This window comes from Opitutia bacterium ISCC 52 (genome assembly GCA_014529675.2).
Taxonomy (GTDB): domain Bacteria; phylum Verrucomicrobiota; class Verrucomicrobiia; order Opitutales; family UBA2995; genus UBA2995.
This window is the reverse complement of sequence record CP076040.1, coordinates 3,401,816-3,427,481: the sequence shown is the minus strand read 5'-3', so window position 1 is coordinate 3,427,481 and position 25,666 is coordinate 3,401,816. Positions and strand designations below refer to the sequence as shown.

Here is a 25,666-nt window from a genome sequence, read left to right as displayed (position 1 = left end):
TTGCCAGATGGTGCAAGTCACGATCGAATCAGTCTTCTGGTGTTTGTTTGGTTAACGCCGCTTCCAGGTCGGCGGTCATGTCGCGTTTGATGGTGGTGGCGATGGCGATTTCTGAAACGGTGGTTCGATGGGGTAGGGATACAGTCATGAGAACAGCGGCGGATACATCTTCCGGTTGGATCATAGTTTGCCGATCTTCCTCGTTGGGTACCCGGGCCCGTTTTTTCAGGATGGGTGTATCCACCTCGGCAGGGCACACTGTCAGGCAACGAATACCGAATGGCTTCACCTCCTGTTGCAGCACGTTCATATAGGCTTTAGCTGCAGTCTTAGCTGAGCTGTAGGCGGCACCTGCGACCGGGCTTGGTGTGATGGCGGCCATCGAACAAATCAAAACCACATCGCCACTCTTTTTTTCGATCATGGGATCGAGAAGTTGTTGGGTGAGCATAGCCGGGCCCATGGTGTTGACGTCCATGACTGCTCGCCACTCTTCGGCTCCGACATAGCGCGCGCTGCGGACCTTTGAGCTGAATCCTGCATTGTTGACGAGTATGTCGACACCGCCATCGTCGAGAACGTCTTGGGCAAGCGCTTCGATGGAATCTGGATCGGCCATGTCGGATAACAGGAACCTCGCTTTGCCGCCCTCGGCTTCAATTTGCTTTACCGTGTCTTCCAACGGCGCGGCGCGCCGACCACAAATGGTCACTTCGACTCCTGCTTTAGCCAGGTCGATGGCGATGGCCTGGCCAATGCCGGTGCCTCCTCCTGTTACGAGTGCTTTCTTTTCGTTTAATTGGGGCATAGGATGATCTTAATTTGAAATTGGGTGTGAAGATACAGGTAGTTTTAAAACTTGGGCAATGCGTAAGAGGGGATGTTAGCTGGTTTCACTGGACGGTCATGAAATGCGCGTCCTTGACCGGCCAACCCTCTGGAGGGTAGACATTGCTGAAACCCCAGACTCTCTAACCAAACTATGACTATACTTACCTTCTTATTTTTTACCGGGCTTGTTGGCTTTATTACCTGGCGGTTGACTCGCAAGGATGACCACGGGACCTCTACAGGTTACTTCCTTGCTGGGCGGACGCTGACTGGCGGTTTTATTGCCGGTTCACTCATGCTGACAAATCTATCCACCGAGCAGATGGTGGGTTTGAATGGAGCCGCTTTCACGGACGGTGTTGCCGTCATGGCCTGGGAAGTGATTGCTGGGGCCTCTTTGGTTTTGATGGCTCTCTACTTTCTGCCCAAGTACTTGCGGAGTGGCATTGCCACCATTCCAGAGTTTCTGGAGCGGAGGTTTGATGGGACTACCCGGTCCATCACGAGTGTGATCTTCATCATAGCTTATGCGGGTATTCTATTACCCATCATTCTCTATACCGGTGCTACCGGACTTGCCGGGATTCTGGACCTGAAGGAGCTTACTGGAATTCAAAATGATTCGACCATTCTGTGGATGACCGTGTGGTTCATTGGAATCGTGGGATCCATTTATGCGATTTTTGGTGGTTTACGTACGGTTGCGGTCTCGGATACGATCAATGGTTTCGGATTACTGGTCGGTGGAATTATGATCGCTGTCTTTGGACTCTATGCAGTGAATGATGGCGGCATCTTCCAGGCGCTTGGAGAAATGAAAGAGGCCCATCCGGAGAAGTTTAACAGTATCGGGGGGAGCGAATCTTCTGTTCCGTTCAGTACCTTGTTCACCGGAGTCCTTTTGCTAAATCTCTTTTACTGGACGACGAATCAGCAAATCATTCAACGGACCTTTGGCGCGACGTCTCTGAAGGAAGGTCAAAAGGGAGTCCTGATTGCTGGTATCCTGAAGGTCATTGCTCCCATCATTTTGGTACTTCCTGGAATCATCGCATTTCACCTGTATTCTGATCAGGTGGGTTTCCGAGCGGATGAAGCTTATGGTACCTTGGTCCGGGACGTATTGCCATCCTGGTTGGCTGGATTCTTTGCTGCCGTCATGGTGGGTGCCATCTTGAGTTCCTTTAACTCAGCCCTGAACAGCACCGCTACTTTGTTTTCATTGGGAGTCTACAAGCATTGGATCAAACACGATGAAGCCAACGAAGATAAAGTCATACGGAATGGAAAGCTCGTTGGAACTTTTATGGCTATCCTTGCCATGTGCACTGCGCCACTGTTGGCAGGGCAGGAGAGTATCTTCGGTTACCTGCAAAAGATGAATGGTCTCTACTTCATTCCTATATTCTCTGTGGTACTTGCCGGCTTCCTTTTCAAACGAGCTTCTGCTTTGGCGGCAAACATTGCTCTGGTTGCGGGATGCTCCATGCTCATTCTGGGTTACTTCGTGCCACCTTTTACGGGGCTTGCGCAAAAGGTTCATGACTTTCATTTCCTCGGACTTGTATTCGGGGCTCTGATGCTCTTCCAGTTTATCATGAGTAAAGCGAAACCACTTCCACAGGATTGGGAACACACGCATTCCGGTGATGTGGACCTCACGCCCTGGAAGTATGCCAAACCAGTCGGTATCGGTATCGTGGTCTTCGTGCTTGTCCTATACTTTTCAATGGCGGACTTCTCTGTATTGGCCTGATTTTTCGAATCAATTGGTCTGTGCCTAGGGAGTCGTATCGGCTGCCTGCTTGATCCGAGCTACGCGGGATGAGACTTCCGTTTTGATCGCTTTAAGATCGTGGGTTAGCAATTTGCCTGATTGGGTTTTTTGTTTCCCGCGAACCCAGACGCTTTCGACGTCCGAGGCGCTGGTCGCCATGGCGAGGGTTGCGTAGGGATCGAAAATGGGAGTGGAAGGTTCAATAATGAGAAAGTCGGCCAGTTTGCCTGCTTCCAAACTTCCGACCCGATCGTCAACCTTCAGGACTTCTGCTGTTTTCAGTGTGTGCAGGCGGAGGATATCGTAGCAGGACATGGCATCCGCACTGGAGTCTCGCATCCTCAGAGCGTACATACCCATCCGCATGTTTTGAAATGGATCGCAGATATCTGCGCTGGCGGCCCCATCGACGCCCATTCCTACTGCTAAGCCGGCGTCCAGATATTTGGTGATGTCTGCCAATCCCGATGCCAGTCGCCCGTTGGAAAGAGGGTTCCAAACCATTTTGGCGCCAGCATCGATGGAGCTAGTCAAGATGTTGTCCGTCACATGGATGAAATGGGCGTATACAAGCCCATCCCAGAGACCGTCTTTTGCGAAATAGTCATTGAACTTGGCCTGGCCATCTCCCAGCGATTGAGCTTTCTCCTCCAGGTAGTGAACCTGCATGTCGAGTCCGAGTTCTTTGGCGACGGCAATCTCCTCTTTGTGACGATCGAGACTGAAGTACATCCCGGTTCCATGAATGCCGAAGTCCAGGCAAGGGTGGGGGGTAGTCAGTGCTTCGGTATCGTCTATCAGATCAATCAGTTTAGCTTTTCTGACGATTTGGGAATCTTCATTGGCGTCCAGAATATAGGAAAATAGAAAGTGCTGACCGGCATCCATTTCCGCTTCAAATTGTTCCATGTAGTCCTCATAGGTCGGCGCAACGTTTTGTGAATGATTCAAAGTAGTGGTGATGCCATGCATCAGTTGGTCCAGTGCACCGTATAAGGTGAAGTAGTACATGTCCCTCTTTTGGAAATGCTCTCCGTAGGTCCAGTGAAGGTTCTCGAGCCAACCATATAACTCTTTATCTGAGGCGATTCCTCTGAAGGCGCTTTGCCACAGATGATTGTGGCCTGACAGGAAGCCAGGAATGACGATCTTTCCTGTCGCATCTACGACCTTGTCATCGGTGGCTGGTTTTGGCTCGCCGGCTAAGACTGAAATGAGGGTACCATCGTCACCGATGTGGAGGAATCCGTCTACAGGTTCGGCTTCACCGTCGGCCAGCGTTAGGATTATATTTGAGCGTATCCAGGTGTCGCCCGACCCAGGCAAGCAGACGGAAACAATCAGGCTGAGAAATAACAGGATGCGCAAAGTTCGACTAAGGTTCATGTCTTGCCATCAAGCAGGGGGAGTGCCGAATCGGGCGAATAGTATCAGAAGATCTGATATCTTGGATCTTTTACCATGAAAACTGAGCGAGCTCTGAACTATACTACGCCTAATTGTAATAAAACTTTTGTCCTGCTCCTCAGACGCTCTACTATCTCTCCCACAACTATGAGTGAAGATCACACGCCAAAAGACGCTGCTTATTGGCAGGCTATCTACGACGAGAATGATTTGGGGTGGGACAAGGGTGTCCCGGCTCCGTCCTTTGTAAGCTTCCTGAAAGAGCAACCGTTTGGCAAAGGCAGTCGGGTCCTGGTGCCTGGCTGTGGCTTGGGGCATGAAGTATTTTTTCTGGCTCGTCTTGGCTACGAAGTTACGGCTGTGGATTTTGCGCAGGGAGCCATAGAAGGGCTTCGCTCCAGAATGGGGGACTTACCTGTCAGCGCATTGCAGCGGGATATTTTCAGTCTGCCTGAAGATCATGCTAACTCCTTTGATGTGGTTCTGGAGCATACTTGTTTTTGTGCTATTCCATTGGAAATGCGACCTGGCTATGCCGAAGTGATGCAGAAGTTGTTGAAGCAGGATGGTCGACTGGTCGGGTTATTTTATGAAACCGATGCTGAAGAGGGACCTCCTTTCCGAACGACCAAGGAAGATATCATGCATCACTTTGAAAAGTATTTTGAGATCACGCGAATCGAACGTCCCATCGACTCTTTTGAGGGTCGGATTGGGAAGGAGTGGTTCGTGGAGATGAAGAAGCGAAACTGAGGTTACTTTTTTTAGTTCACTCATAGCGCTACTGGGTGTTGTATAAGGAGGAAGCGAGTTTCGTGTCTCTTATGAATTCCTCCCGTAGATCATTCTTAAAAACATCAGCTGCCTTTTCATCGGGGCTGTTGATCGTTCCTTCTTCTGTTTTGGGAGATGATGAACGTCCTGCTCCTAGTGAACGCATAACGTTGGCATGCATAGGTACCGGGAATATGGGCACGAACAATCTGAAAGCTTTTCTGCAGGATGAACGGGTTCAGGTGGTGGCGATTTGTGATGTGGATGAAAAGCACCGCGCCAATGCCATTGAAATTGCCGGTTTAAAACCATCCGACGGTTATGGAGATTTTCGGCAGGTGCTTGCGCGTGAAGATATCGATGCCGTCATGATTGCCACGCCTGATCACTGGCACTCATACATCACCATTGCAGCTGCCAATGCAGGGAAAGACATCTATTGTGAGAAACCCCTGGCGGCCAGTATACGGGAGGGGCGTGTGGTGAGTGACGTCGTCCAAAAGAACAAACGGGTGCTGCAATGTGGAACCTGGCGTCGATCCGGACTCTATACCCGCTGGGCCTGTGAGTTGGTTCAAAATGAATATATTGGCGAACTGAAATCCATCGAAGTAGGGGTGCTTGGGGAGTTTCGTATCCGTGGTGGGTTTACAGGTTTGGAATTACCCGAGACGGTGCCTGATCATTTTGACTATGAGATGTGGAAAGGGCCAACCGCCGATGCGCCTTATACTCCCGCGAGGTGCCACTTCAATTTTCGTTGGATCGACCAGTATGCGCCTGGGTACATTACCGATTGGGGTGTCCACTTCCTGGATGTGGCTCAATGGGGAAATGATAGCGATCATACCACACCCATCGCGGTAAAAGCGACTGAGGTGGGCAGGAGATATAAAGGTATCTACGATGCTCCTGAATCATTCAGAATTGAATACCTCTACAAGAATGGTGTGAAGATGACGATGTTCTCTACGGATGATCCTGAGAAACTCGGCATTAAACTTATAGGTACCGACGGTTGGGTGTTTACTCAGGACAAAGTTTTTAAGACTTGCCCGGAGAATTTACGCACTACCCGGATTCAAAACAGCGACAAGCGCCTCTACGTTTCCACAAATCACCATCGGAACTTCATCGATTCTGTAAAAAGCCGTCACGCAACTGCTGCACCGGTGGAGGTAGCACATCGTTCTGCCACTTGTTGTCACATGGGAGCCATCGCCGCTGAGCAAATGGGTACAGACCTGGCTTTTGATCCTGTTGCAGAAAAGTTTACCAACAATGAGTTGGGCAACAGCCTGTTGAAGCGACCAATGCGTGATGAGTGGTCGATTTATTCAGACTGAATGAGTAGCGACGCTGAATACAGCGTGGACCATTCGGCAAAGGGTATCCACTATCACACGAACGTGCCTACAGTTAGTTAGAGCCTAATCACCAAGCGTTCTGCTCAGGAAACATACGGTCCACAGTGTCTCCACTGTGGCTACAAGTGAGTAGCAACCTTGGTTCACGACTCAAGGGAGAAGGCCTGGCAACGGCCACGAATGATCACTATATTCAGGCTGATCTAGTTCGGTTGAACGTCTGACGTTTCTTCTTGGATCACTTCGATCTCACCCATTTCTACTCGCGAGTTATCGTCTAGACGCTTGCGGGTTAGCTTTTTGAAATTCTTACCGAAGAAGTCACCTGCAACCAGATTCATATCTTTGATGGCGGCCTGATAGGATTGACCAGCGGAACGAATATTGTAGCGCGTGGACCAGAGCAGCTTTTTCTCACCCGTCTTTGTGAGCAGTTGATAATCGTAGGCCAATACAACTACGAAATACCGGGCTTCGCGAAGCATCTGTTCAGACTCATAGTTCGCGTTCAGGTGATCTGGCTTCTCGGAGATATCATCAATGCCCAGCATCCATGCTTTTTCCTTCCGCGTCATGCTGTTACCTGAGTTGAATCCATCGGTCAGACTTGAAGTACCTGCTATGGTATCGATGGCGTCGAAGAGAGCGGTTACGTCTGCTGCAGATGCGGATGAAACATCCACCTGACTCACGTCTTGTCCCAAAACGCTTTCTTCGCTTGTGATTCCAAGTAGTTCCATCATATCATCTTCAAAGGTTGTCGCTCCATAGTTCACAACGAGGAGAAGATCGCCCTCACCCAGTACCGGATCGGGATAGAAATTCTGCTTTGCCAGATGTTGGGCCAGGTCTGTAGCTATTTCGACAAAGGTCATTTCTTGAGCGCCAGCATCTAAGGATTTTCCCATGTAGCGACGCCCCTCCATGAACTGATAGCTCTGGATTCGACTATTTGGGTTTCTCGACCTTTCTTTGAGGTACTCTTCAGAAGCCCACGCTTTTACGCTAACGAAATTTGCTGCTTCGAGTGATATAAAACTCAATGAAATGAGCAGACAGGTAACTAAACATGGACGGTAGAGGGATTTAGAGAGGGGATGGGGAATAATGGATTGTTTCATGGATTTTGGGGATGAAACCGAAATCAACCTTATCCGCCGATGTTGGTCCTGGCAATTTTAAATGAAGTCAAAGGTAGACCCTTAACTATTGTCGACCTGAGCCAACACGCTCGGTAAGACCTCTGAAAACATTTTACGTTCCTCAGGTGATCCCACCGTAATACGAATGCAACGGTCGAGTGGGGGAGCTCCCGGTTTGCGAATGAATACGCCTTGCAGAGCCAGAGCATCGAGGATTGTTTGAGCTCGGGGTTGGTTTTCGCAATCGAACGTTACAAAATTGGTTGCGGATGGTAATGTGGGTATGCCCAGGCTTTGAGCAAGTGCCTCATACTCATTGCGGCCTCTCTCAACTTCTTCCACCACACTGGTTACAAATCCCGGATCCTGGAGTGAACCCAACGCACCCGCTTGAGCTACCAGGTTGACATTGAAGTGTAGGCGAACTTTGTCGAAGGCGGTTATGATTTCAGGTGATGCGATTGTGTATCCCACTCTTGCACCCGCCATGCCATAGGCCTTCGAGAATGTTCGCATGATCATGATCCGTGGATCGAGATCTTCAATTGGGAAGGCGGTACCTTCCGGGGCAAATTCGATGTATGCTTCATCAAGTATGAGGGCGCAGTTTTCAGGTAACCGTTGCACAAAAGGATTAAGGTCATCAGCGCTAAACCAAGTCCCGGCTGGATTATCTGGGTTGGCCAGATAGACGAGCTTGGCACTCTCCTGATGGGCAGCATTAATTAAGGCTTCGAGGTCATTGTAGCCTGTGTCAAGGTAAGGTACGGTTTTGCACTGAGCTCCAAATCCAGAAACGTGGTAGTGAAATGTCGGGTACGATCCAAATGAGCCTACGCCGGTGTCTCCAGCCCCAAGGAATACCCTCACAGCCAAACCAAGCAAATCATCTATCCCGGCTCCTACACAGATTTCTCCAACCGTGAGTCCGTGATGTTCTGCCAGGGCTTCTTTTAGGTCATGACTTTCCGGATCGTTGTAATGCGAGATTCGATTGAGTGCTACATTCATGGCCTGTGCAGCCTTTGGTGAAATCCCAAACGCACTTTCATTGGCGCCGACCCTCACCCTAATCGGGACGCCGACCTGCCGTTCTATCGCCTCAGGAGCTACAAAAGGAATAGTGGCTGGTAAAGAGTCAACGAGCTGTGTGAATTGGGGCGTCATATCCGAGCGAACGTAGACACCCTTGGTTCCTGATCAATCGTAATTTCCTTATTCGGTTTTGATGCGAAGGATTTCTACATTTTTATTGAGGAACTAGAAGCATCGACAAGAATGAATCGATCCTCAACGATGCATCTTTTGATCCTTATGAGCGCCAAGCGAATTCTACTTTTTCTTCTCACCGTATTTATTTCGATGCTGTCTCTTGTATCTACCAAGGCAGCCATCGAGAACGTGGTTTTCATTCTTAGCGATGATCACCGCTATGATCTCATGGGATTCATGGAGCAGGCCCCGGATTGGTTGGAAACGCCCAACCTGGATCGTCTGGCCTCGGAAGGAGCGCATTTAAAGAATGCCTTTGTTACCACTTCATTATGCTCACCCAGTCGCGCCTCCATCCTGACCTGTCAGTATATGCATCGTCACCGTGTGGTTGATAATCAATGAGCGGTTCCTGAGGGCACCGTGTTTTTCCCTCAATACCTGCAGGAGGCAGGTGTGCAAACTGCCTTTGTAGGCAAGTGGCACATGGGGCATGACGATGATTCGCCACGGGATGGCTTTGATCACTGGGTCAGCTTCATTGGACAGGGGAAATACTTTAATCCAACTTTGAATATCAATGGGAGGCGCCAAGACTTTGAAGGATACAACGCCGATATCCTAACCACGCAGGCGCTAAACTGGTTGGATAATGAAAAGAAGGATGATCAACCTTTCTTCCTCTATCTGTCTTATAAGGCGGTTCATTATCCCTTCCAACCTCCCGAACGACATGCCGGACGTTATCATGGGAAAGCGATTCCTTATCCGGAAACCATGGCTAATACCGAACGCAACTATCGCACGGCTCCTCATTGGGTGAGGGAACGAAGATACTCCATTCATCGAATCGATCACATGGAGACAGGCGCATTCGATAACGATCCCGTTCCTGATTTCGATGACTTGTATTGGGACTTTTGTGAAGCCGTACATGGGCTCGATGAAAACGTCGGTCGAGTCCTTGATCACTTGGATGAAGCCGGACTCACCGACAGCACCCTCGTCCTATACATGGAGGATAACGGATTTCATCTGGGAGAGCACGGGTTTTATGATAAACGCGACGCCTATGAACCATCGATTCGTGTGCCGATGCTGGCTCGAGCACCTGGAGTTATCGATGCAGGGAGTGTAGTTACCAGTATGGTACAGAATATCGACATCGCCTCTACGGTGTTAGATGCCATGGGAGTGGCCTCACCACGGAATTTTCCCAAAGCTCGCCAGATGGATGGGCAGAGTTTTATTCCGCTCTTACAGGGTAAGAATACAAAGTGGCGCGACCACATCCTTTACGAATATCACTGGGAGTGGAATTTTCCCGCTACCCCGACGCTATTTTCCATACGTACCGATCGCTACAAATACGTCTACCATCATGGCGTGTGGGATATCGATGCATTCTATGATTTAAAAACGGATCCCATCGAACGTCATAACCTGATTAATGTTCCTTCTTATCAGGAAGAGATTGTTCGATTGCGCGATCAACTTTTTGAAGAGCTTGAAGCATCGGGAGCTCTTGAAGTTCCTTTTAGAAGACCGGCAGGTGATCGATTGTATCAGAGGAAGTTGAAGTAGCTCCGTTTGGAGCATACGGAGGAGCTTATACGTGAATCGAAACCCAGTACCGTCGAGCGACAAGAAGCGTAGTAGTGGTCGAAAAATACTTTTGGTATTGTTGGCTGCTCTGTGGATAGTTGGCGGATATTTTTTTCTCTATTTGGTTATTGGGGGAGCGTTTCGCTCAGTCGCGCATGAATCACAACGTAAAGCGATTCAATGCAACTTTCGACAGATCGTGTCTGCAGCGGATCAATATTTTTTGGACAACGGTTTAACAGAGGTGCATGTCGAAGACCTCGTCGGTGAGGATAAATACATCCAAGTAGTTGAATCAGTTGCTGGGGAATCTTATGACGGATTAGTTATTCGTTTGGGAAAGGAGCTAACGGTTGAAGACGAAAGAGGAGAAATTCATCGATTTCAAAATTAGCATGCTTGGATGCCTTTTTTGGTCCCTGGCTTTGTTATTGGTGGCTATCTCTTTGCCAGGAGTTGATAGAGCTTTTTTATCAGCGTAGGTTTTTCTTTGAGTTTGTCTTATTTCGATCACTTTCTAAAACTCGAAATCTGTATTGTGGTGGAATTTAAATTACAGCCTCGAAGCTTGTCACTGAAATTGACCTATGTATTGGTTCTTTTATTTTTAGCTCATTGCTTCGTTATAGTTGCGCATAAGCGTGAAGGGAATACCCATTTTCAATGGGCTCTTTTGGGAATAATTTTTCCTTTCTTAGCATTAGACGAAGCGTCATCTATTCACGAAACAATTGGCTACTTGGTATTTGTCTCAAATATACCCATATTAATTTATCCACCTTGGGTGCTTCCCCACAGTATTCTTTTGATTTTTGGTGGGGTCATTTACTTTCCTTTTCTCAAGAATTTACCTGATCGGTTTCGGAAATTGTTTGTATTGGCTGGAGGTACTTTTGTTTTAGGTGCACTTGGTTTTGAGATCATTTTTGGAAAGCTTTATAACATTTACCACGATGACTATGTATCCGTTGCCATTTTTGCGACGGTGGAAGAGCTGTTGGAGTTTGGTGGATTAATTATATTTATCTAAGCACTACTGAGCTATCTACACGTGCAGTTTTCATCCCCGCGATTTGTCGTTTCAGAATAATATCTATTTCAGCGTGTAAGTTTATTAGGCCAGCCTCCTAGGCTTCCTTTATCCCTTTAAGTAGTTGCCTTATTTTCTCTGCCAGTTCGAACCCATCCAAAGATTCATTTATTATGACTATTACAACTGATCGCACTTATTGAGTATTCCCCTGAACAAGTTTATGGTGCCTGGGTTTCTGGGGAGACGGTGGTTCCTCCTGTTACTCGTATTGAAAAAGAGGTGCGTGTGGGTGGCCATTATCGACTCTACATTGAGACCCCCGAGTATACAGGGATGATGCTGGCTGAGTACAAAGAAATCGTCCCCAACGAGAAACTCGTTTATTCTTGGGAGTGGAACGATGACGGTGAAGAGACTTTGGTCACTGTTAACTTTGATCCGGCGGGCAATGGTTGCAAAGTCAGCTTGACTCACGGTGAATTCCAAAAGCAGGAAAGCTTCGATAATCACTCTTTTGGTTGGGGAAACTACTTCGACGGGCTGGAGAAGAAGCTCAGTGGAAACTAGATTGCGCTTAAGAAGAGCAGGCCCCATCCTCTTTTCTTATGCGTCTACCTCTATTACTTAGTCTGCTCCTTCTTTGGAGTGCATCATCACTATCGGCTACCCGGCCCAACATAGTCCTTCTTCTTGCCGATGATCTTGGTTGGACGGGGTTGAGTTCGTTCGGAAGCGACTACTACGAAACCCCCAATCTCGATCAATTGGCTGAGAATGGGGTAAAGTTTACCAATGCTTATTCGGCGTGCACCGTGTGTTCACCGACACGTGGCAGTTTGATGACCGGCATGTATCCGGCTCGTCTGCGTCTCACAGATTTTATAGCCGGGCAAAATCGCCCTTATGCCAAAATGACTATCCCGGATTGGACTAAGGGACTGGAAAAGAGTCGCATGACGATTGCGGAAGCGTTGAAAGCTGGAGGCTACCGAACCATCCATGTTGGCAAATGGCATTTGGATTTCCCTGGTCAGTCGGATCCTGGTTCAACCACCCACGGATTCGACGTAGCACACGACAAGCCGAGTGGATCCAGGGGATATTATCTTAACGACAAGCAAGTTAAGGAGCTGAACCTCGAAAGTAACTATACAACTGATTATCTCACCGACAAAGTTGTCGAGGAAATAGGAAAAAGTAAGGATGAGCCATTCTTTCTCTACTTTGCTTACAATACGCCTCACACGCCCATCCAGGGAAGGGAGGACATTGTTAAGTATTTCGAAAGCAAACGAGACGAATCCAAGATTCATAAGAACCCTATCTACGCTGCCATGGTAAAGAGCCTCGATATGAGTGTCGGTCGAGTAATGGAGGCGCTCAAAGCTAACGGGGTCGCTGATAACACTTTGGTTTTCTTTATCTCTGATAACGGAGGCCTCACCCAGCGTTACAATAAGCACGATAAATTTACGGAGAATCTTCCTCTCAGGCGTGGAAAAGGCTCGGCTTACGAGGGCGGTGTGCGGGTGCCGGCCATCGCTTATTGGCCGGGCGTCACTCCGGCTGGACTTGTTTCCGAGACTCCCATTATTACCACAGACATGTATCCCACTTTTCTTGAAGCTGCTGGAGTGTCAGGCGACTCTCAGCATAATTCAAATGTGGATGGGAGTAGTCTGGTGTCTGTATTCAAAAGTCCGGCACAGTCTATTGATCGTGATCTCTACTGGCACTACCCGCATTATCATGCTGGGGGAGATGGTCCCTACAGTGCTGTGAAATCTGGTGATTGGCGTCTGGTTGAATTCCATGAAGATGGTAAGCTGGAGCTCTTTAATCTTCGTCACAACCTCAGCGAGTCGGTGAACCTTGCAGCTCGTTATCCTGAGAAACTAGCTGAACTAAAAGAAAAACTATACCAATGGCGTGGTTCCATCGACGCTCAGATGCCCATGCCGAATCCCAATTTTGATGCGGAACGGCAAACACAGGTGGTTAGGAGCGGTCGCTAGTTTTCCAAGTTGCTCTAAGCTTTCTGGTACCCTTATCTTTTCTTTTTTACCCTATGAAACCTAAGACTCTAGTCCTTATCTGTGCTTCAATGGCGATTGCAGCTTCCTTGGCAAACGCTTCAACGAAACGGCCCAATATCCTCTACTTTTATGTCGATGACATGGGTTGGGGCTCCATTGCTCCTAACGGACAAGCAGAGCGCAAAGCCAAAGGCTTGCCTCATTTGATTACGCCGACCTTGGATCGCCTGGCCGCCGAAGGAGTTAATTTCAGTCGTGGATACGGTTGCACGGTCTGTTCGCCAGCTCGTTCTTCCCAGCAAACCGGATTCCACCAGGGTCACACCTTCGCGGATCAAAATAATCCCGATAATGCCATGAAGGCGATCCGCACGGAAGACATCACGATGGGTGATGTGTTATCGAAGGCGGGGTATGTGACTGGCTACTGGGGAAAGTGGGGCTATGGAGGATCGAAAGATCAACCCAACCCAGAAATCTTAAATATCCAGACTTTGCCCACCTCGCACGGTTACCAACATGTCCTGGCTGAACTTCATCACGTACGTGCTCACACCTTCTTTCAGCCAACCTTGTGGAAGGCGCCGGCTGCTCCTGGATCACGAGGCGGAATGGAACTCGTTCCCAATGCCATGGAGCGTTATATGAATCGCGATGACTACCCAAATGAGCCAGCCCTCCAGAATCATCCCGAGTATCCGGAGACTGCTTACTGCGATGACATGTATGCCATGGCTGCGATGGATTTTGTGCGCGTCCAGTCACAGAACTACAATACAACCGGTCAGCCTTTCTTTGGACTGCTAGCTGTTCAAGTTCCGCACTCACCATTCGATGAAGTCGAAGAACTTCCTGAGTGGAACACCGTTTATCGCAAAAAATCGTTTTGGAAAGGCTTGGAGCCGCAAGCCAAACAATGGGCGGCTATGATTAGTCGGGTCGATGGACACTTTAAGAATATCATAGCTGCACTCGAGGATCCCAATAGTGATGGAGATACGTCCGATTCGGTCATCGATGATACCTTCATCATTTTTCAATCCGACAATGGAGGTCCTGGGGGGAGAAGCCGCGGGGCATTTGATGCCAACGGTGGATTGCGTGAAGTTAAAGGCAGAATCGAAGAGGGTGGTATTCGAACACCCCTGATGATTCGGCTGGCCAAAAATTTCTCCGAAAATTCCAAGCTCAAGGCAGGAACGAGCACGGATATCATCCTCGATGTTACGGACATGTTGCCTACGTTCTGCGATCTGGCAGGCGTTGAAACTCCATTGGGCGTAGATGGAGTATCCCTGGCTCCTACCTTAACGGGCAAAGGGCATCAGCGCTCGCGTGAGTTCCTCATTCACGAAGCAGGTAACGGTCAGTCGATCATTCGTGGAAAGGACAAGCTCATCCGTCGTAAGGATGAAACCTATGAACTCTATGACCTCGCGTCCGATCATGCTGAAGCAAAGGACCTAGCATCCAAGCACCCAAGCTTGGTCGCCGAGCTCAAGGCACTCATGCTCGGTGAGCGGGTGGACGAACCCAAAGGGTTTTCGAATACTTACCACCACTGGACAGGTTCCAATGCTTCATTGGCTCACGAGGCCGATAACTGGTCCGATTATGTTTATGCCAACGAAGGTATAACATACACAAGTGACGATGGAGCTCCCCAAGTTTCCTGGACCGCTCATCTGATCAATTCTGGTGGTGAAGCAAATCATGCCGTGGCCAACAAGGATCTGGAGTTTTTGGCCCTTCATATCGGGGGAGAGCAAGCTGCTCAGTCACTCGTGCTTGATCCTTATATCAAGCTAACCGGACGCAACGAGATCCGGATTGCAAAACACGGTTCGCTCACGGTTAACCAAGGTAAGGTTTCTTCCATGCGATGGATCGAAATTGCCGACGGGGGTAGTCTGAAAGGCAACGGAGAAGTTGCAGGCGACGTCTATAACGCTGGTACGATAACCTCCACGGATCAACTGCAGCTAAGTGCAGATTTCCGTGCGGCTAAAAAGTCGACCTTGAGCCTTGTCGTGTCCGATGAGGCTTCTTTGCAAGTGGCTGGTGAGGCTCATTTGGATGGAGACCTTTCCATTACTTTAGCACGACGTTTCAAACCCAAGAAAGGGGACGTCTACACCATTTTAACCGCTGCCAAAATTTCTGGAAAATTTGGCAACGCACAAAAAGAAATCATCGCGGACAATGGTAAGCGGTTCAAATTGGGTTATAGCAAGTCATCTGTGACCTTAACGGTCCTCTAAGCTAAACAACATTCTTATTGCCGAAAGCGAAGGGCTTCCCTTTGCTTCGCTGCTTATGAAAATTTCTATCCTTAAGACCCTTTCCGTTCTCGCCGCACTCTCTCTTGTATTGGTTGTTGGCTGTAAAAAGAAGCCGACCACCTTGGTCGCGGTTATGGAAACCAACCACGGCACGGTAGTCATGGAGTTGTTTGAAGAACTGGCTCCCATCACCGTGGACAATTTTGTGGGATTGGCCGAAGGCACCAAGACCTGGAAGACCATCGAAGGTATGGATTCAAATGAACCTTATTACGACGGCCTGACTTTCCATAGAATTATCAAAGACTTTATGATTCAAGGAGGTTGTCCGCAGGGAACCGGTACTGGTGGACCTGGTTATCAGTTTCAGGATGAAACCTATGCGGGTAAGATGGTTCCTCTTTCAGGGAAGATTGAAGACCAGGAAACTGCCAGTGTTGTTTTTAATTCCTTGATGCTTCCGCACATTAAAGAAAACCAAGGATCCAGCCCCATCCCTGCTGTTGCGGAATTGTTTAATACGATGAATACACAACGGTCTTTCCAGCCTATAGTAGGGATGACGGTTGAACAGGTTCAGGAGATGCTGGGGAGTACAGAGCCTCTTGAGCGATTTGAGAATGAGCTGGTACCTGTTATAGGCGAGATTACTGATGTGGCTATTGCCAACTCTGTATTCCAAATCTTGATCTCCCCTCATCTTCAAGAGCATCAAGGCAACAGCCCGGTTGCTGAAATCCAAGCCCTTTACGAAGAAATCGTAGCGGCCAACGGATTGGACCCACTCGTTGGAAAAACGGTTGAGGAGTTACAAGCTTTAGTTGGCAGTGAGGAAAAGGTTGAGATTCCAACCCTTTTGGCGCCTGTCGATTATGGAACCCTTTGCATGGCAAATTCTGGACCCAATACCAATGGCTCACAGTTCTTTATCGTGACCAACAAAAACGGTGCCCACCACCTGGATGGTAAGCACACGGTATTCGGAAAGGTGATTGAAGGCATGGAGATTGTACATGCGATTGAGGATGTTGAGAAAGGTGCTCAAGATCGACCTGTAGAAGAGGTTCAGATTATTTCCATTCGTTCGGAGATGCGCTAGGGTGAAGTCTGAATTCGGCATCACTTTGGCAACGGTAAAGGATGTTGCTCAAGTCGCGCCTCTCTACGACGCCTATCGTTTTACGAGCAGGAGTGACCTCGACTTGCTTCTAAGTTCCTGACATGACCTATCAACAGGAAGGCCGTACTATGAAAGCTCCCAAGGCTAAGTGATGAGGTTGGCCAGTGGTGCTTGCGTCAAACATTGTCATCGATCCGGAAGAAAAGATGCAGTTTAGCTCCCTCCTTGATTCGATGAACTTCGATGCCAAACTAGTGGCTCTTCGTGCCAAACTGGACGAGTTGATGGCGGCGGAGTCGTAAGGTTGAAAGTTATTTTGAAGGAGCTAGCAGCTGTCGAATCAAGAACTCCCTTTCAACGTCCGATCAAAAAAACTCACCAGGATCTCCATAGCCGGATCAAAGAACGGATCCGAGCTCCAGAAGGGGTGGGGTGCTTTTTTGATGACATGAGATTCGTTGTAGATTCCCAGTGTATTCAGTTTTTGGATGATCTCTGGATAGCGTGTTCCAGGTGAATCAAATTCCCCATCCATGAAGCACATGGGAGGGGTGGCTTTTGAGACGTGGAAAACAGGAGACGCATTGTGATAATTGTGGGGCACAGATTCTGGTTTGCCATCGAGAAAGGTATAGCCTCTGCGTCGTGGATCAGACGCCATAGAATCCAAGGTGCGTTCAGTTCGATAATCCATGCCCCCGGCCATAACGACGCAGGCTTGGATATTGCTCAGTTGGTTTTCGTTTCCACCGAGTCCATTCAAGTAGCTAGCCGGACCACTGGTGCCCAGTAAGCCGGAGAGGTGACCTCCTGCGGATCCGCCGACCGAGCCAATTTGATTAGGATCGATTTTATATTTCCTTGCATTCGCTCGCGCCCAGCGAACCGCAGCCTTGCAGTCTTGGATGGCGGCAGGGAAAGGGGATTCACCTGAGAGGCGGTAGAAGATGTTCAAGGTCACATAGCCCTTATCTGCCAGATCCATCGCCATGGCAGTGTAGCTACTTGGGTCTCCTTTGTAATGTCCGCCTCCGTGAATAAATATGACGGCTGGTAATCGTCCTGATACGGATTTCGGTTTATAGAGATCCAAGGTTAACTCGCGATCACCGTATGCGGCATAAACGAGATCTTCATGCGCCTCTATTCCTTTTGGGAGCTTGGGGACGATACGTGTCATCTTGACCACAGGAGGAGTCCCCTTCGGTGCAGCCTTCTCTTTGCCGTAAACTTCAATCCAATCGAGACGGGAAGAGAATTTGCTTCCGTTGCCGGCTTGCTGATCGGTGAAACCGATTTGCTCGACTTCCGACAGGTCGGGTATCTTCACCTTCTCCTCGGCTACACACTTGATCACACTAAAGTGACGCCAAGAAAGGTCGCTGATTTTGAATGAGTGTTCGTGCCAGGTATTCTCTTCTCCCTGATCTGATTGCTCACTAATAAACCACCGTTCACCCGGTAGCTTGAGAAGCAGATGAAGTTTGTGCCCTCCGCTTTGTCGTGTGCGCCAGGTTACCTTTGCAGTGTTGGAGGACAGGTCGACTAGCTTGCCCTGTTTTTTCAAAGACAATCCCCAGGGCATTGTGCACTTCCCTGACCAAACGTAGAAAGGGTCATTCTCGATGTTGTCGTGGTTCGACTTCTTGATTCCCAACCTCCCCGGTCCATGTGTCTCCATTCGAAGGTCGGGATTGTCCACGTGAGCGGGAGTAATCGGCAGAGCGAAAGGGATCTCCTTCCAGTCCTCCCGGAAGTAGAGTGGATCAGCTGCGTTAAGACCGACGGTTAAAAGAAATAGGATAATGAGTGCTCGGGGTAGATGCATGATTAATAGTGTGCTGGAATTTCAGGAGGTGAAAAGAGTGAATTTTTATTCCCGCTCCTTCACACTTGTTTCTGCATGCCAGACACTCCACACTGAGTGCCTTTATTCTACGCCTATGACTAAAGTTCTATCTCTGCTTACCCTTCTTGGATTGTCTGTGGCCAGTGCGCATACGAGCCTCGACGATACTCGAAAGCTCTACTTCCCGGATGTGCCGGGTTACAAAACGCTCAAATGCGATTTCCATATGCACACGGTCTTTTCCGATGGCAATGTGTGGCCGAGCATTCGGGTGGAGGAGGCGTTGAAGGACAACCTCGATGCCATTTCCATCACGGATCATTTGGAGAAATTAAAGCACGGCGCCGATATCCCGATGCCGAATCGCAACCGTTCCCACGAGGAAGCGGTGTTAGCGGCAAAGGGAACAGACCTGATTGTGGTTCAGGGCACGGAGATCACCCGCTCTATGCCTCCTGGACACGCCAATGCTATCTTTATCACTGATACGAACAAGGTTCTCTTGGATGAGCCTATCGACGCATACAAAGCAGCGAAAGAGCAGGGCGGATTTATATTCTGGAATCACCCGACCTGGATTGGTCAGAACTACGATGCGGTGGTAGAGTTGACACCCATGCATGAGCAACTCATCGCGGACGGTTTACTCGATGGCATCGAAGTGGTAAACGAAGATACCTATTCCGATGAAGCATTGCAAATTGCACTCGATAACAACCTGACCATTATTGGCACCTCTGATATTCATGGTCTGATTGACTGGCAGTACAATGTCCCTGCCGGTGGACATCGCCCATTGACGCTCGTACTAGCCAAAGAACGGTCTGCTGAATCCATTAAGGAGGCACTCAATGCTCGCCGAACGGTAGCATTGATTGATGATAGCCTCATCGGACGTGCTGAGCGTGTGGTCCCTCTGGTCGAAGCTTCTTTGATTCCTCATAAAGCGGCTTACCGGAACAAGTCTTCGGTGCTTGCTGTTACGTTGCGCAATGCAACCAGTGTGAGTTACACGCTTGAAAATACTTCACTCTACGACTTCTACACCCATACGGATGTGGTGACTATTCCTGCCATGAAGGATACAACCATCCAAGTAAAGACGCTTGAACGAATGGAAGAAGTCGAACTCACTTTCCGAGCACTCAATGTTGTAACTGCTCCCGACGAGCACCCCGAAATCTCTATCTCCATTTCTGTCTAACCCGAATAGATAATTATGCGTATCCTTTTGATTGTCCTGTCATTTGTTGGCTTATCGCTTTCAGCAGTAGCCCAGCCTAACGTTCTCCTGATTTGCATCGATGACCTAAGGCCGGAGCTCAAAAGCTTTGGTGCCGAATATATTCACTCGCCCCATATCGACAAGCTAGCCGCAACCGGTCGTCCGTTTTTCAAACACTATGTTCAGGCTCCGACCTGTGGAGCTTCGCGTTACACGCTGCTGACCGGGCGTTACGGTTCGGGATCGAATAGCGATCTATTTAGTCGTGCCGAGCATATCGCTAAAGCGGACGATAAAGTCGTTCCCAGCATGCCGGCCTGGTTTCGCCAAAATGGATATACCACGGTTTCGGTTGGCAAGGTCAGTCATCACCCAGGTGGCCGAGGTGGCCCTGACTGGAATGATCCAGCCCTACCTGAGATGCCCAATTCCTGGGATCGACACATCAGTCCCGATGGCCCCTGGCAACACCCACGTGGATCGATGCACGGTCTATCGAATGGAGAAATTCGAGGAGATGCCTCTCAGATGGATGTGCATCAATCGACACCCGGGCCTGACACCATTTACCCGGATGGATTGATTGTTGAGGAAGGGCTCAAGCAGATGGAATCATTGGCCTCTGCCGACAAACCATTCTTCCTGGCCGTAGGCATTATCCGTCCGCACCTTCCATTTGGTGCTCCAGCTAAATACATGGAGTATTACAAGGACGCGACTTTGCCGGAGATTGCACATCCGCAGAAACCAGAAGGGCGCCGTACGACCTGGCACAAGTCAGGTGAGTACATGAAATACAATAAGTGGGGTAAGAATCCGAACGAAGACCCTGACTTTGCCATCGAAACACGAAAGCATTACGCTGCCTGTGTGAGCTACGCCGATGCGCTTGTGGGCAAACTCATTGATCGAATTGAATCACTCGGTATTCGCGATAACACCATAATCGCGCTCTGGGGTGACCATGGATGGCACCTGGGCGAGCATGCGATCTGGGGTAAACACGCACTCTTTGAAGAATCGCTTCATTCTCCACTTATCATTTCTGCTCCTGGTATGAAGCGAGCCGGTGAACCGACATCCTCCATGGTAGAAACGCTCGATGTATTTCCTACGCTGTGCGAGTTGACCGGGCTGGAGCCGCCTAGTGGTCTACATGGTGCCTCTCTGAAGTCATTACTCGATAACCCGGATGCCGAAGGTCGTCCTGCAGTTGCTTACTTCCATCGTGGCGGTCGTACCATTCGAACCGATACGCATCGATTCATTGAAGGCAAAGATGGTTATCATGAATTGTACGATCACCGATTGCCCGATGCGGAAACGGTCAACCTGGCCGGCGCTAATAGCCTGTTAATTCAAGAATTGATTGCTCAATTGGATGAGCGTCTGAAGAATGCGGACATCTATTGAGCTGTGGCTATTGAAATAAAGCCCATTGCAGAGTTTCTCAACAACAAGGCTGTTTTAGAGCGCGTACCCAAAGAACTGCTACTCATGGCCGAAAAACGTCTTCCCTGGACAGGTTACCTGGGATTCGAAGACGATGAGCTGATCGGCATGTGCAGCTTTAAAGACGAACCTACAAAAGAAGGCACCGTCGAAATCGGCTACTTCACATTTCCCGAAAACGAAGGCCGTGGCTATGCTAGTGCTATGGCTCGCGGTTTAGTTACTTTGGCTGAGGCTTCTGATGGAGTAAAACATGTCCTCGCTCATACGCTCAAAGGGGAAAATGCATCAACTTCGATTCTGAAAAAGCTCAATTTTGAATTCAAAGGCGATGTGATAGATCCTGAGGATGGATCCGTATGGAGATGGGTTAAGGGAGTTGATTAATAAGATTTTTAATCGAAAAAGTGTGATAAATTATTACTTTTAAACCTATGTCTGATCTAAATCCTGTCTTTCGACCCGAAAATGAATCCCGCCGCATACATGCATTCGGAGATGAAATGATATTGCACCTCAGCTCTGAAGACACAGGTGGCAAATTTTCCATGTGGACCAATGTAACTCCTCCAGGTGGCGGGCCTCCTCCGTATCGGCATGAAGAGGAAGACGAATGGTTCTGGCCCTTATCCGGTCCGGCAGAATTTTTGAAAGATGGCGAGTGGGTTCAGGTTCCAGCCAAGACGGCGGTCTTTATGCCACGCGGATCGGTTCACTCATTTCGTAATCCCAATGACCAACCATTGGAGATGTTGAATCAGACCATGCCGGGAGGATTCGATAAGTTCTTCGCTGAGTGCGCCGAGGAGTTTGCTAAGGGTGGTCCGCCCGATATGGAAAAAATCGTCGAGATCAGTGCGAAGTACAAGATCTTTTATGAAATGTAATTAAATTTAGTTTTTAAACAGCCACTTCTCTCAAGGAAACGAAGGAAACAAAGAGGAAACATATTTTATTATGCGATTCTTTGCCTCCAACTCACTGCGTTTTCTGCTGTTAGAAAATTACGTCGCTGTTAGCATTCTTCGTTACCTTCGTTACCTTCGTTGCCTTCTGTTCAAAAATTGTTTTCGTATCCTGCTTCTTTCAAATCTCCAGACTTGTCACTCATTCCCTCCCCTGAATAACTTCATATCATGAACAGACGCCAGTTTCTCAAAGCTACTTCCGCGGCCTTCGCATTTTCCACCTTACCGACTCTCAGCAGTCTGGGATCCGATTTCATGGATGTCAAAAAGCGGGTGGCGGTGATTGGCCCCGGTTGGTATGGGAAGTTGGACTTATTCCGATTGATTCAAGTTGCTCCTGTTGAAGTGGTATCGATCTGCGATGTGGATGCAAACATGGCAAACGATGCTGCAGATCAAATTGCCGGTCGCCAGTTGTCAGGGAAACGTCCACGCATTTATTCCGATTACCGGAAACTGCTGAAGGAAAAAGATTTTGATCTGGTTCTTATTGATACGCCCGACCACTGGCATGCTCTGCCCATGATTGAGGCGGTAAAGTCTGGAGCTGATGTCTATGTTCAAAAACCGACCGGTGTGGATGTGGTAGAAAGTCAGGCCATGCTGGCGGCTGCGCGAAAATACAACCAGGTGGTTCAAGTAGGAACTCAGCGTCGAAGTACTCCTCATTTAATCGAAGCGAAAAACCGCGTGATTAAAGAAGGGTTACTGGGTGAAATATCGCACGCAGATATTTGCTGCTATTATCACATGCGTCGGCGTACGACCAAGGAGCAGGCTCCTGACATTCAAGCGCCCAAACATCTGGATTGGGATATGTGGACCGGACCCGCTCCCATGCAGCCATTTAATATCATCATCCATCCTGGTGGTTGGAGAGCCTATATGGAATACAGCAACGGTATAGTGGGAGACATGTGTGTGCACATGCTGGATATGGTGCGTTGGATGCTCGATCTGGGAATGCCAACTTCCGTAAACTCGATTGGAGGCATTTACTATGACAAAGCTGCCCGGGCTACAACGCCTGACACGCAAACCGCTACCTTCAAATTTCCTGAGTTAAATGTAGTTTGGAATCACCGCAGTTGGGGTGATGCTCCCGACCCTGAATATCCATGGGCTGGAATTATCTACGGCGAAAAGGGCACGCTGAAGCTCAGTGTGCATAAGTATGAATTCATTCCTCACCGTTCTAAGAAACCAACTTTGAGTGGGACTCCGCTTTTTGAGTTTGAGCAGTATCCAGTCGACCGGACAGAAAAGCGTTTGGAGAAGCACGTCGCTTCGGCAGTTCGTTGGCACATGTTGGATTTCTTAAAGGCCGTTGAAAGCCGTGGGCGACCAGTAGCAGACATTGAGGAGGGACATATCTCTTCGATTGCTTGTATTCTGGCCAACCATTCCATGGATCTGGGGCGTTCGCTTGAATGGGACAACAAGGCTGGAAAGGTAGTGGGTGATGACGAAGCAAACGGCTTGCTGGCGCGTCCGTATCGCAAGCCTTGGAAACACCCGCATCCAGATAGAGTTTAGGAATCTGCTTTGAGTCCTGTGAAATCCTTTCGATTATTCCAGGAGGGGGTATGGACCCTTTGCCTCTGTGCTCTATTATTGGAGACACGGTTGGAGGCCGACACTCGGATACTATTAAGTTCGGAAGCGTCGGACGTAGTGAGGGTTGCCGCGGAAGAATTGAAGGTGGATATTGAACGGGTTTATTCAGATGAATCGGTTTCAATCGGATTTTATTCTGAATTAAAGGACGAGCGTTTTGAGGGAAACACTCTTGTTTTAGGTGCGGATCATTCTTTTTCGGAAAGCTACTCTGAATCTCCATTGAAGCCAGAGACCTTTGTACTTCGATCTGGGGAGGATAGTAATCTGTACATTCTGGGAGGTGATGACCGCGGAGTACTTTACGGAGTATATGAGTTTTCAGAACAGGTAGTTGGCATTGATCCGCTAGAGTATTGGACGGGGAAAATCCCAACGTCCCAGAAACTCCTCAAGATTCCTACACTGGATCATCGCGAGCAGCCACCGGCCTTCAAGCTGCGTGGTTACTTTGATAACGACAACGACATGCTCGCCAATTGGAGAGGCCGGAAGCTGATTGTTGAGTTTGATATCTGGAAGGAGATGATCGATTCACTCGCCCGGCTTCGGTATAACTACATCGACATTCATGATCTTTTGGGACGCCCCGAGTATTACCTGCGCGAGTATTACACCGAGATGACTGACTACCACACCGATCTGGAGTTGGTGGATCAGGTCATCGATTACGCGCACAGCAAGGGGATGCTCGTTCAGATTCCGATGCATCTGGGGTGGGAGTTTATGCATCTGGAGATGGATGAAGTGTGTATCACCTCGCACTTCGATCGCTGGATGGAGATCTATAGCTACTACCTGCGCGAAACTCCGCTCGGGAAAGGAGACCTGTTCCTGGCACGTCCACGTCACCCGATCTACGATTGGGCATACTCATGCCCTGAAGAGGAAGCGATAGGTCTATATCCTGGGCCATTGATGGAGGCTGTATTTAGTGGGCTGGGAAAATTGATTCAGAAATATCGACCGGGTGGAGTTCTTGTGTGCGACCTCTGGCAGGAAGGCCTCGACATGTGGCACAGCAATCAATTTAATATTCAACGGGAGGCTCAGATGTTATGGGCCGATGATGGATTTGCTCAATTTCCGGAATGGCCTCAGCGGCTCAAGGCTTATGATTTCGGCATCTATGTTCATGCCGGAGTTTGGAAAAACCAAGTAGTGCAGGACCCGTATCCCAATCGGCTTAAAACGGTTGCTCTGCTAGCTGTATCAAAACAGATGACTCACAACGTCCTCGTTAACGGGCAAAATTTTAAGCCGTTCATTCTCAACCTCGAAGCAGCTGCACGGGTAGCTTGGGATCCGAATGGATTTGATGAGGATGAATTCTACGATGAATGGACTACCCGTTATTTTGGGAAGTCTGCCTCATTCTCTGCGACTCAGAGTCTGAAGCTGCTCCATGATGTTCACCACTACGCAGTGGGTTTTCGGGAGCTTATGAAGGCGTCGGAAAAGATTCTTAAGAATCTTGAGAATGGAAAAGTTGAAATGGAGGAACTTGCAAACGTGAGGACTTCGCTTGCTCTGGCCCAAAAATCTCTTGAGTTAGCTGAAGAGGGATTGCCCTTTGTACCGGAGCATTCGATAAATGTTTATGACGACCAAGTATTGTTTCCCGTCAAAATCTTTGTTGAGAATCTCCAATTCTTGAAGAGTTTGATCGAATTCAACAATGCCTACGTCGCCAATCCAGGTAGGAGAAATTCGAAATCCCGCGAGCAAATTCGAGCTCTTGGTCTAACTGCCCGTGAGCAGTTGCTCAATTTGCGGATCTCTCTGGAGCAGGGCTCTCGTTGGGAAAAGTGGCAGGGCTGGTATGATCCTGAAAACTTCCGGATTCATACGCCGCCTCCGGCATTGAAGGACATTGATAGGGTGCTAGAGACACTTTGATTGCGAAGTTTTCCCAAAAAATAAAATCTCGCGAATCCGAATTCTAGGTTCTAACGTATAAATTCCTGGA

20 protein-coding genes and 2 pseudogenes are annotated in these 25,666 nt (G+C 48.8%); 17 read left to right on the top strand and 5 right to left on the bottom strand.

Annotated elements, in window-relative coordinates:
- Window positions 1-28: 28 nt before the first annotated feature.
- Window positions 29-808 carry an SDR family oxidoreductase gene (locus tag GA003_14580; protein QXD27237.1) on the bottom strand — a complete coding sequence of 260 codons (780 nt, stop codon included), beginning with the start codon at window positions 806-808 and terminating at the stop codon, window positions 29-31.
- A gap of 174 nt (window positions 809-982) precedes the next feature.
- On the opposite strand from GA003_14580, the gene GA003_14575 reads away from it, so the two are divergent.
- Window positions 983-2,587, top strand: coding sequence for a solute:sodium symporter family transporter (locus GA003_14575; protein QXD27236.1), 1,605 nt, complete (start codon window positions 983-985; stop codon window positions 2,585-2,587).
- Window positions 2,588-2,611: 24 nt separating this feature from the next.
- Here GA003_14575 and GA003_14570 read toward each other — a convergent pair whose 3' ends face one another.
- Entirely contained in the window at window positions 2,612-3,994 is a 1,383-nt protein-coding gene (locus GA003_14570; GenBank protein QXD27235.1) for an amidohydrolase family protein, read from the bottom strand.
- A 168-nt stretch (window positions 3,995-4,162) separates the two neighbouring features.
- Here GA003_14570 and GA003_14565 point away from each other — a divergent pair, with 168 nt between their 5' ends.
- Together GA003_14565 and GA003_14560 are read left to right on the top strand one after the other, a co-directional pair.
- Window positions 4,163-4,768: a methyltransferase domain-containing protein gene (locus GA003_14565; GenBank protein QXD27234.1), complete on the top strand. Its 606-nt coding sequence runs from the start codon at window positions 4,163-4,165 to the stop codon at window positions 4,766-4,768.
- A gap of 71 nt (window positions 4,769-4,839) precedes the next feature.
- Window positions 4,840-6,135 (top strand): Gfo/Idh/MocA family oxidoreductase, encoded by a 1,296-nt coding sequence (locus GA003_14560; protein ID QXD27233.1) that lies wholly within the window; start codon window positions 4,840-4,842, stop codon window positions 6,133-6,135.
- 224 nt (window positions 6,136-6,359) lie between these two features.
- On the opposite strand, the gene GA003_14555 is transcribed toward GA003_14560, so the two are convergent.
- Window positions 6,360-7,277: a hypothetical protein gene (locus GA003_14555; protein ID QXD27232.1), complete on the bottom strand. Its 918-nt coding sequence runs from the start codon at window positions 7,275-7,277 to the stop codon at window positions 6,360-6,362.
- 81 nt (window positions 7,278-7,358) lie between these two features.
- Window positions 7,359-8,465, bottom strand: a complete 1,107-nt coding sequence (locus GA003_14550) for an aminotransferase class I/II-fold pyridoxal phosphate-dependent enzyme (GenBank protein QXD27231.1) — start codon at window positions 8,463-8,465, stop codon at window positions 7,359-7,361.
- A gap of 147 nt (window positions 8,466-8,612) precedes the next feature.
- Between GA003_14550 and GA003_14545 the strand changes: the two are divergent.
- The 8 genes and pseudogenes from GA003_14545 (at window position 8,613) to GA003_14510 (ending at window position 16,565) form a co-directional block, all read left to right on the top strand.
- Window positions 8,613-10,094 (top strand): annotated as a pseudogene (locus GA003_14545) (sulfatase).
- Between the two features lie 31 nt (window positions 10,095-10,125).
- Window positions 10,126-10,509 carry a hypothetical protein gene (locus GA003_14540; GenBank protein ID QXD27230.1) on the top strand — a complete coding sequence of 128 codons (384 nt, stop codon included), beginning with the start codon at window positions 10,126-10,128 and terminating at the stop codon, window positions 10,507-10,509.
- Window positions 10,510-10,656: 147 nt separating this feature from the next.
- Window positions 10,657-11,145, top strand: coding sequence for a hypothetical protein (locus tag GA003_14535; protein QXD27229.1), 489 nt, complete (start codon window positions 10,657-10,659; stop codon window positions 11,143-11,145).
- 186 nt (window positions 11,146-11,331) lie between these two features.
- Window positions 11,332-11,715: an SRPBCC domain-containing protein gene (locus GA003_14530; GenBank protein ID QXD30448.1), complete on the top strand. Its 384-nt coding sequence runs from the start codon at window positions 11,332-11,334 to the stop codon at window positions 11,713-11,715.
- Between the two features lie 38 nt (window positions 11,716-11,753).
- Window positions 11,754-13,163 carry a sulfatase gene (locus GA003_14525; protein ID QXD27228.1) on the top strand — a complete coding sequence of 470 codons (1,410 nt, stop codon included), beginning with the start codon at window positions 11,754-11,756 and terminating at the stop codon, window positions 13,161-13,163.
- Window positions 13,164-13,216: 53 nt separating this feature from the next.
- The gene (locus tag GA003_14520; protein ID QXD27227.1) at window positions 13,217-15,445 is read left to right on the top strand and encodes a sulfatase-like hydrolase/transferase; all 2,229 of its coding nucleotides are present in this window, start codon (window positions 13,217-13,219) and stop codon (window positions 15,443-15,445) included.
- Between the two features lie 55 nt (window positions 15,446-15,500).
- Window positions 15,501-15,842 (top strand): annotated as a pseudogene (locus GA003_14515) (peptidylprolyl isomerase).
- A 183-nt stretch (window positions 15,843-16,025) separates the two neighbouring features.
- Window positions 16,026-16,565 carry a peptidylprolyl isomerase gene (locus GA003_14510; GenBank protein ID QXD30447.1) on the top strand — a complete coding sequence of 180 codons (540 nt, stop codon included), beginning with the start codon at window positions 16,026-16,028 and terminating at the stop codon, window positions 16,563-16,565.
- Window positions 16,566-16,926: 361 nt separating this feature from the next.
- On the opposite strand, the gene GA003_14505 is transcribed toward GA003_14510, so the two are convergent.
- Window positions 16,927-18,414, bottom strand: a complete 1,488-nt coding sequence (locus GA003_14505; protein ID QXD27226.1) for an alpha/beta hydrolase — start codon at window positions 18,412-18,414, stop codon at window positions 16,927-16,929.
- Window positions 18,415-18,529: 115 nt separating this feature from the next.
- On the opposite strand from GA003_14505, the gene GA003_14500 reads away from it, so the two are divergent.
- The 6 genes from GA003_14500 to GA003_14475 all read left to right on the top strand — a co-directional run bounded on the left by GA003_14500 (window position 18,530) and on the right by GA003_14475 (window position 25,596).
- Entirely contained in the window at window positions 18,530-19,639 is a 1,110-nt protein-coding gene (locus tag GA003_14500; GenBank protein QXD27225.1) for a PHP domain-containing protein, read from the top strand.
- 15 nt (window positions 19,640-19,654) lie between these two features.
- Window positions 19,655-21,073: a sulfatase gene (locus tag GA003_14495; protein QXD27224.1), complete on the top strand. Its 1,419-nt coding sequence runs from the start codon at window positions 19,655-19,657 to the stop codon at window positions 21,071-21,073.
- A 3-nt stretch (window positions 21,074-21,076) separates the two neighbouring features.
- Complete coding sequence (locus tag GA003_14490; protein QXD27223.1) at window positions 21,077-21,499, top strand: GNAT family N-acetyltransferase; 423 nt, start codon at window positions 21,077-21,079, stop codon at window positions 21,497-21,499.
- A gap of 47 nt (window positions 21,500-21,546) precedes the next feature.
- Window positions 21,547-21,999, top strand: coding sequence for a cupin domain-containing protein (locus GA003_14485; GenBank protein QXD27222.1), 453 nt, complete (start codon window positions 21,547-21,549; stop codon window positions 21,997-21,999).
- 249 nt (window positions 22,000-22,248) lie between these two features.
- Entirely contained in the window at window positions 22,249-23,616 is a 1,368-nt protein-coding gene (locus GA003_14480; GenBank protein ID QXD27221.1) for a Gfo/Idh/MocA family oxidoreductase, read from the top strand.
- Window positions 23,617-23,634: 18 nt separating this feature from the next.
- Window positions 23,635-25,596 carry a glycosyl hydrolase 115 family protein gene (locus tag GA003_14475; protein QXD27220.1) on the top strand — a complete coding sequence of 654 codons (1,962 nt, stop codon included), beginning with the start codon at window positions 23,635-23,637 and terminating at the stop codon, window positions 25,594-25,596.
- The last annotated feature ends 70 nt before the right edge of the window (window positions 25,597-25,666 follow it).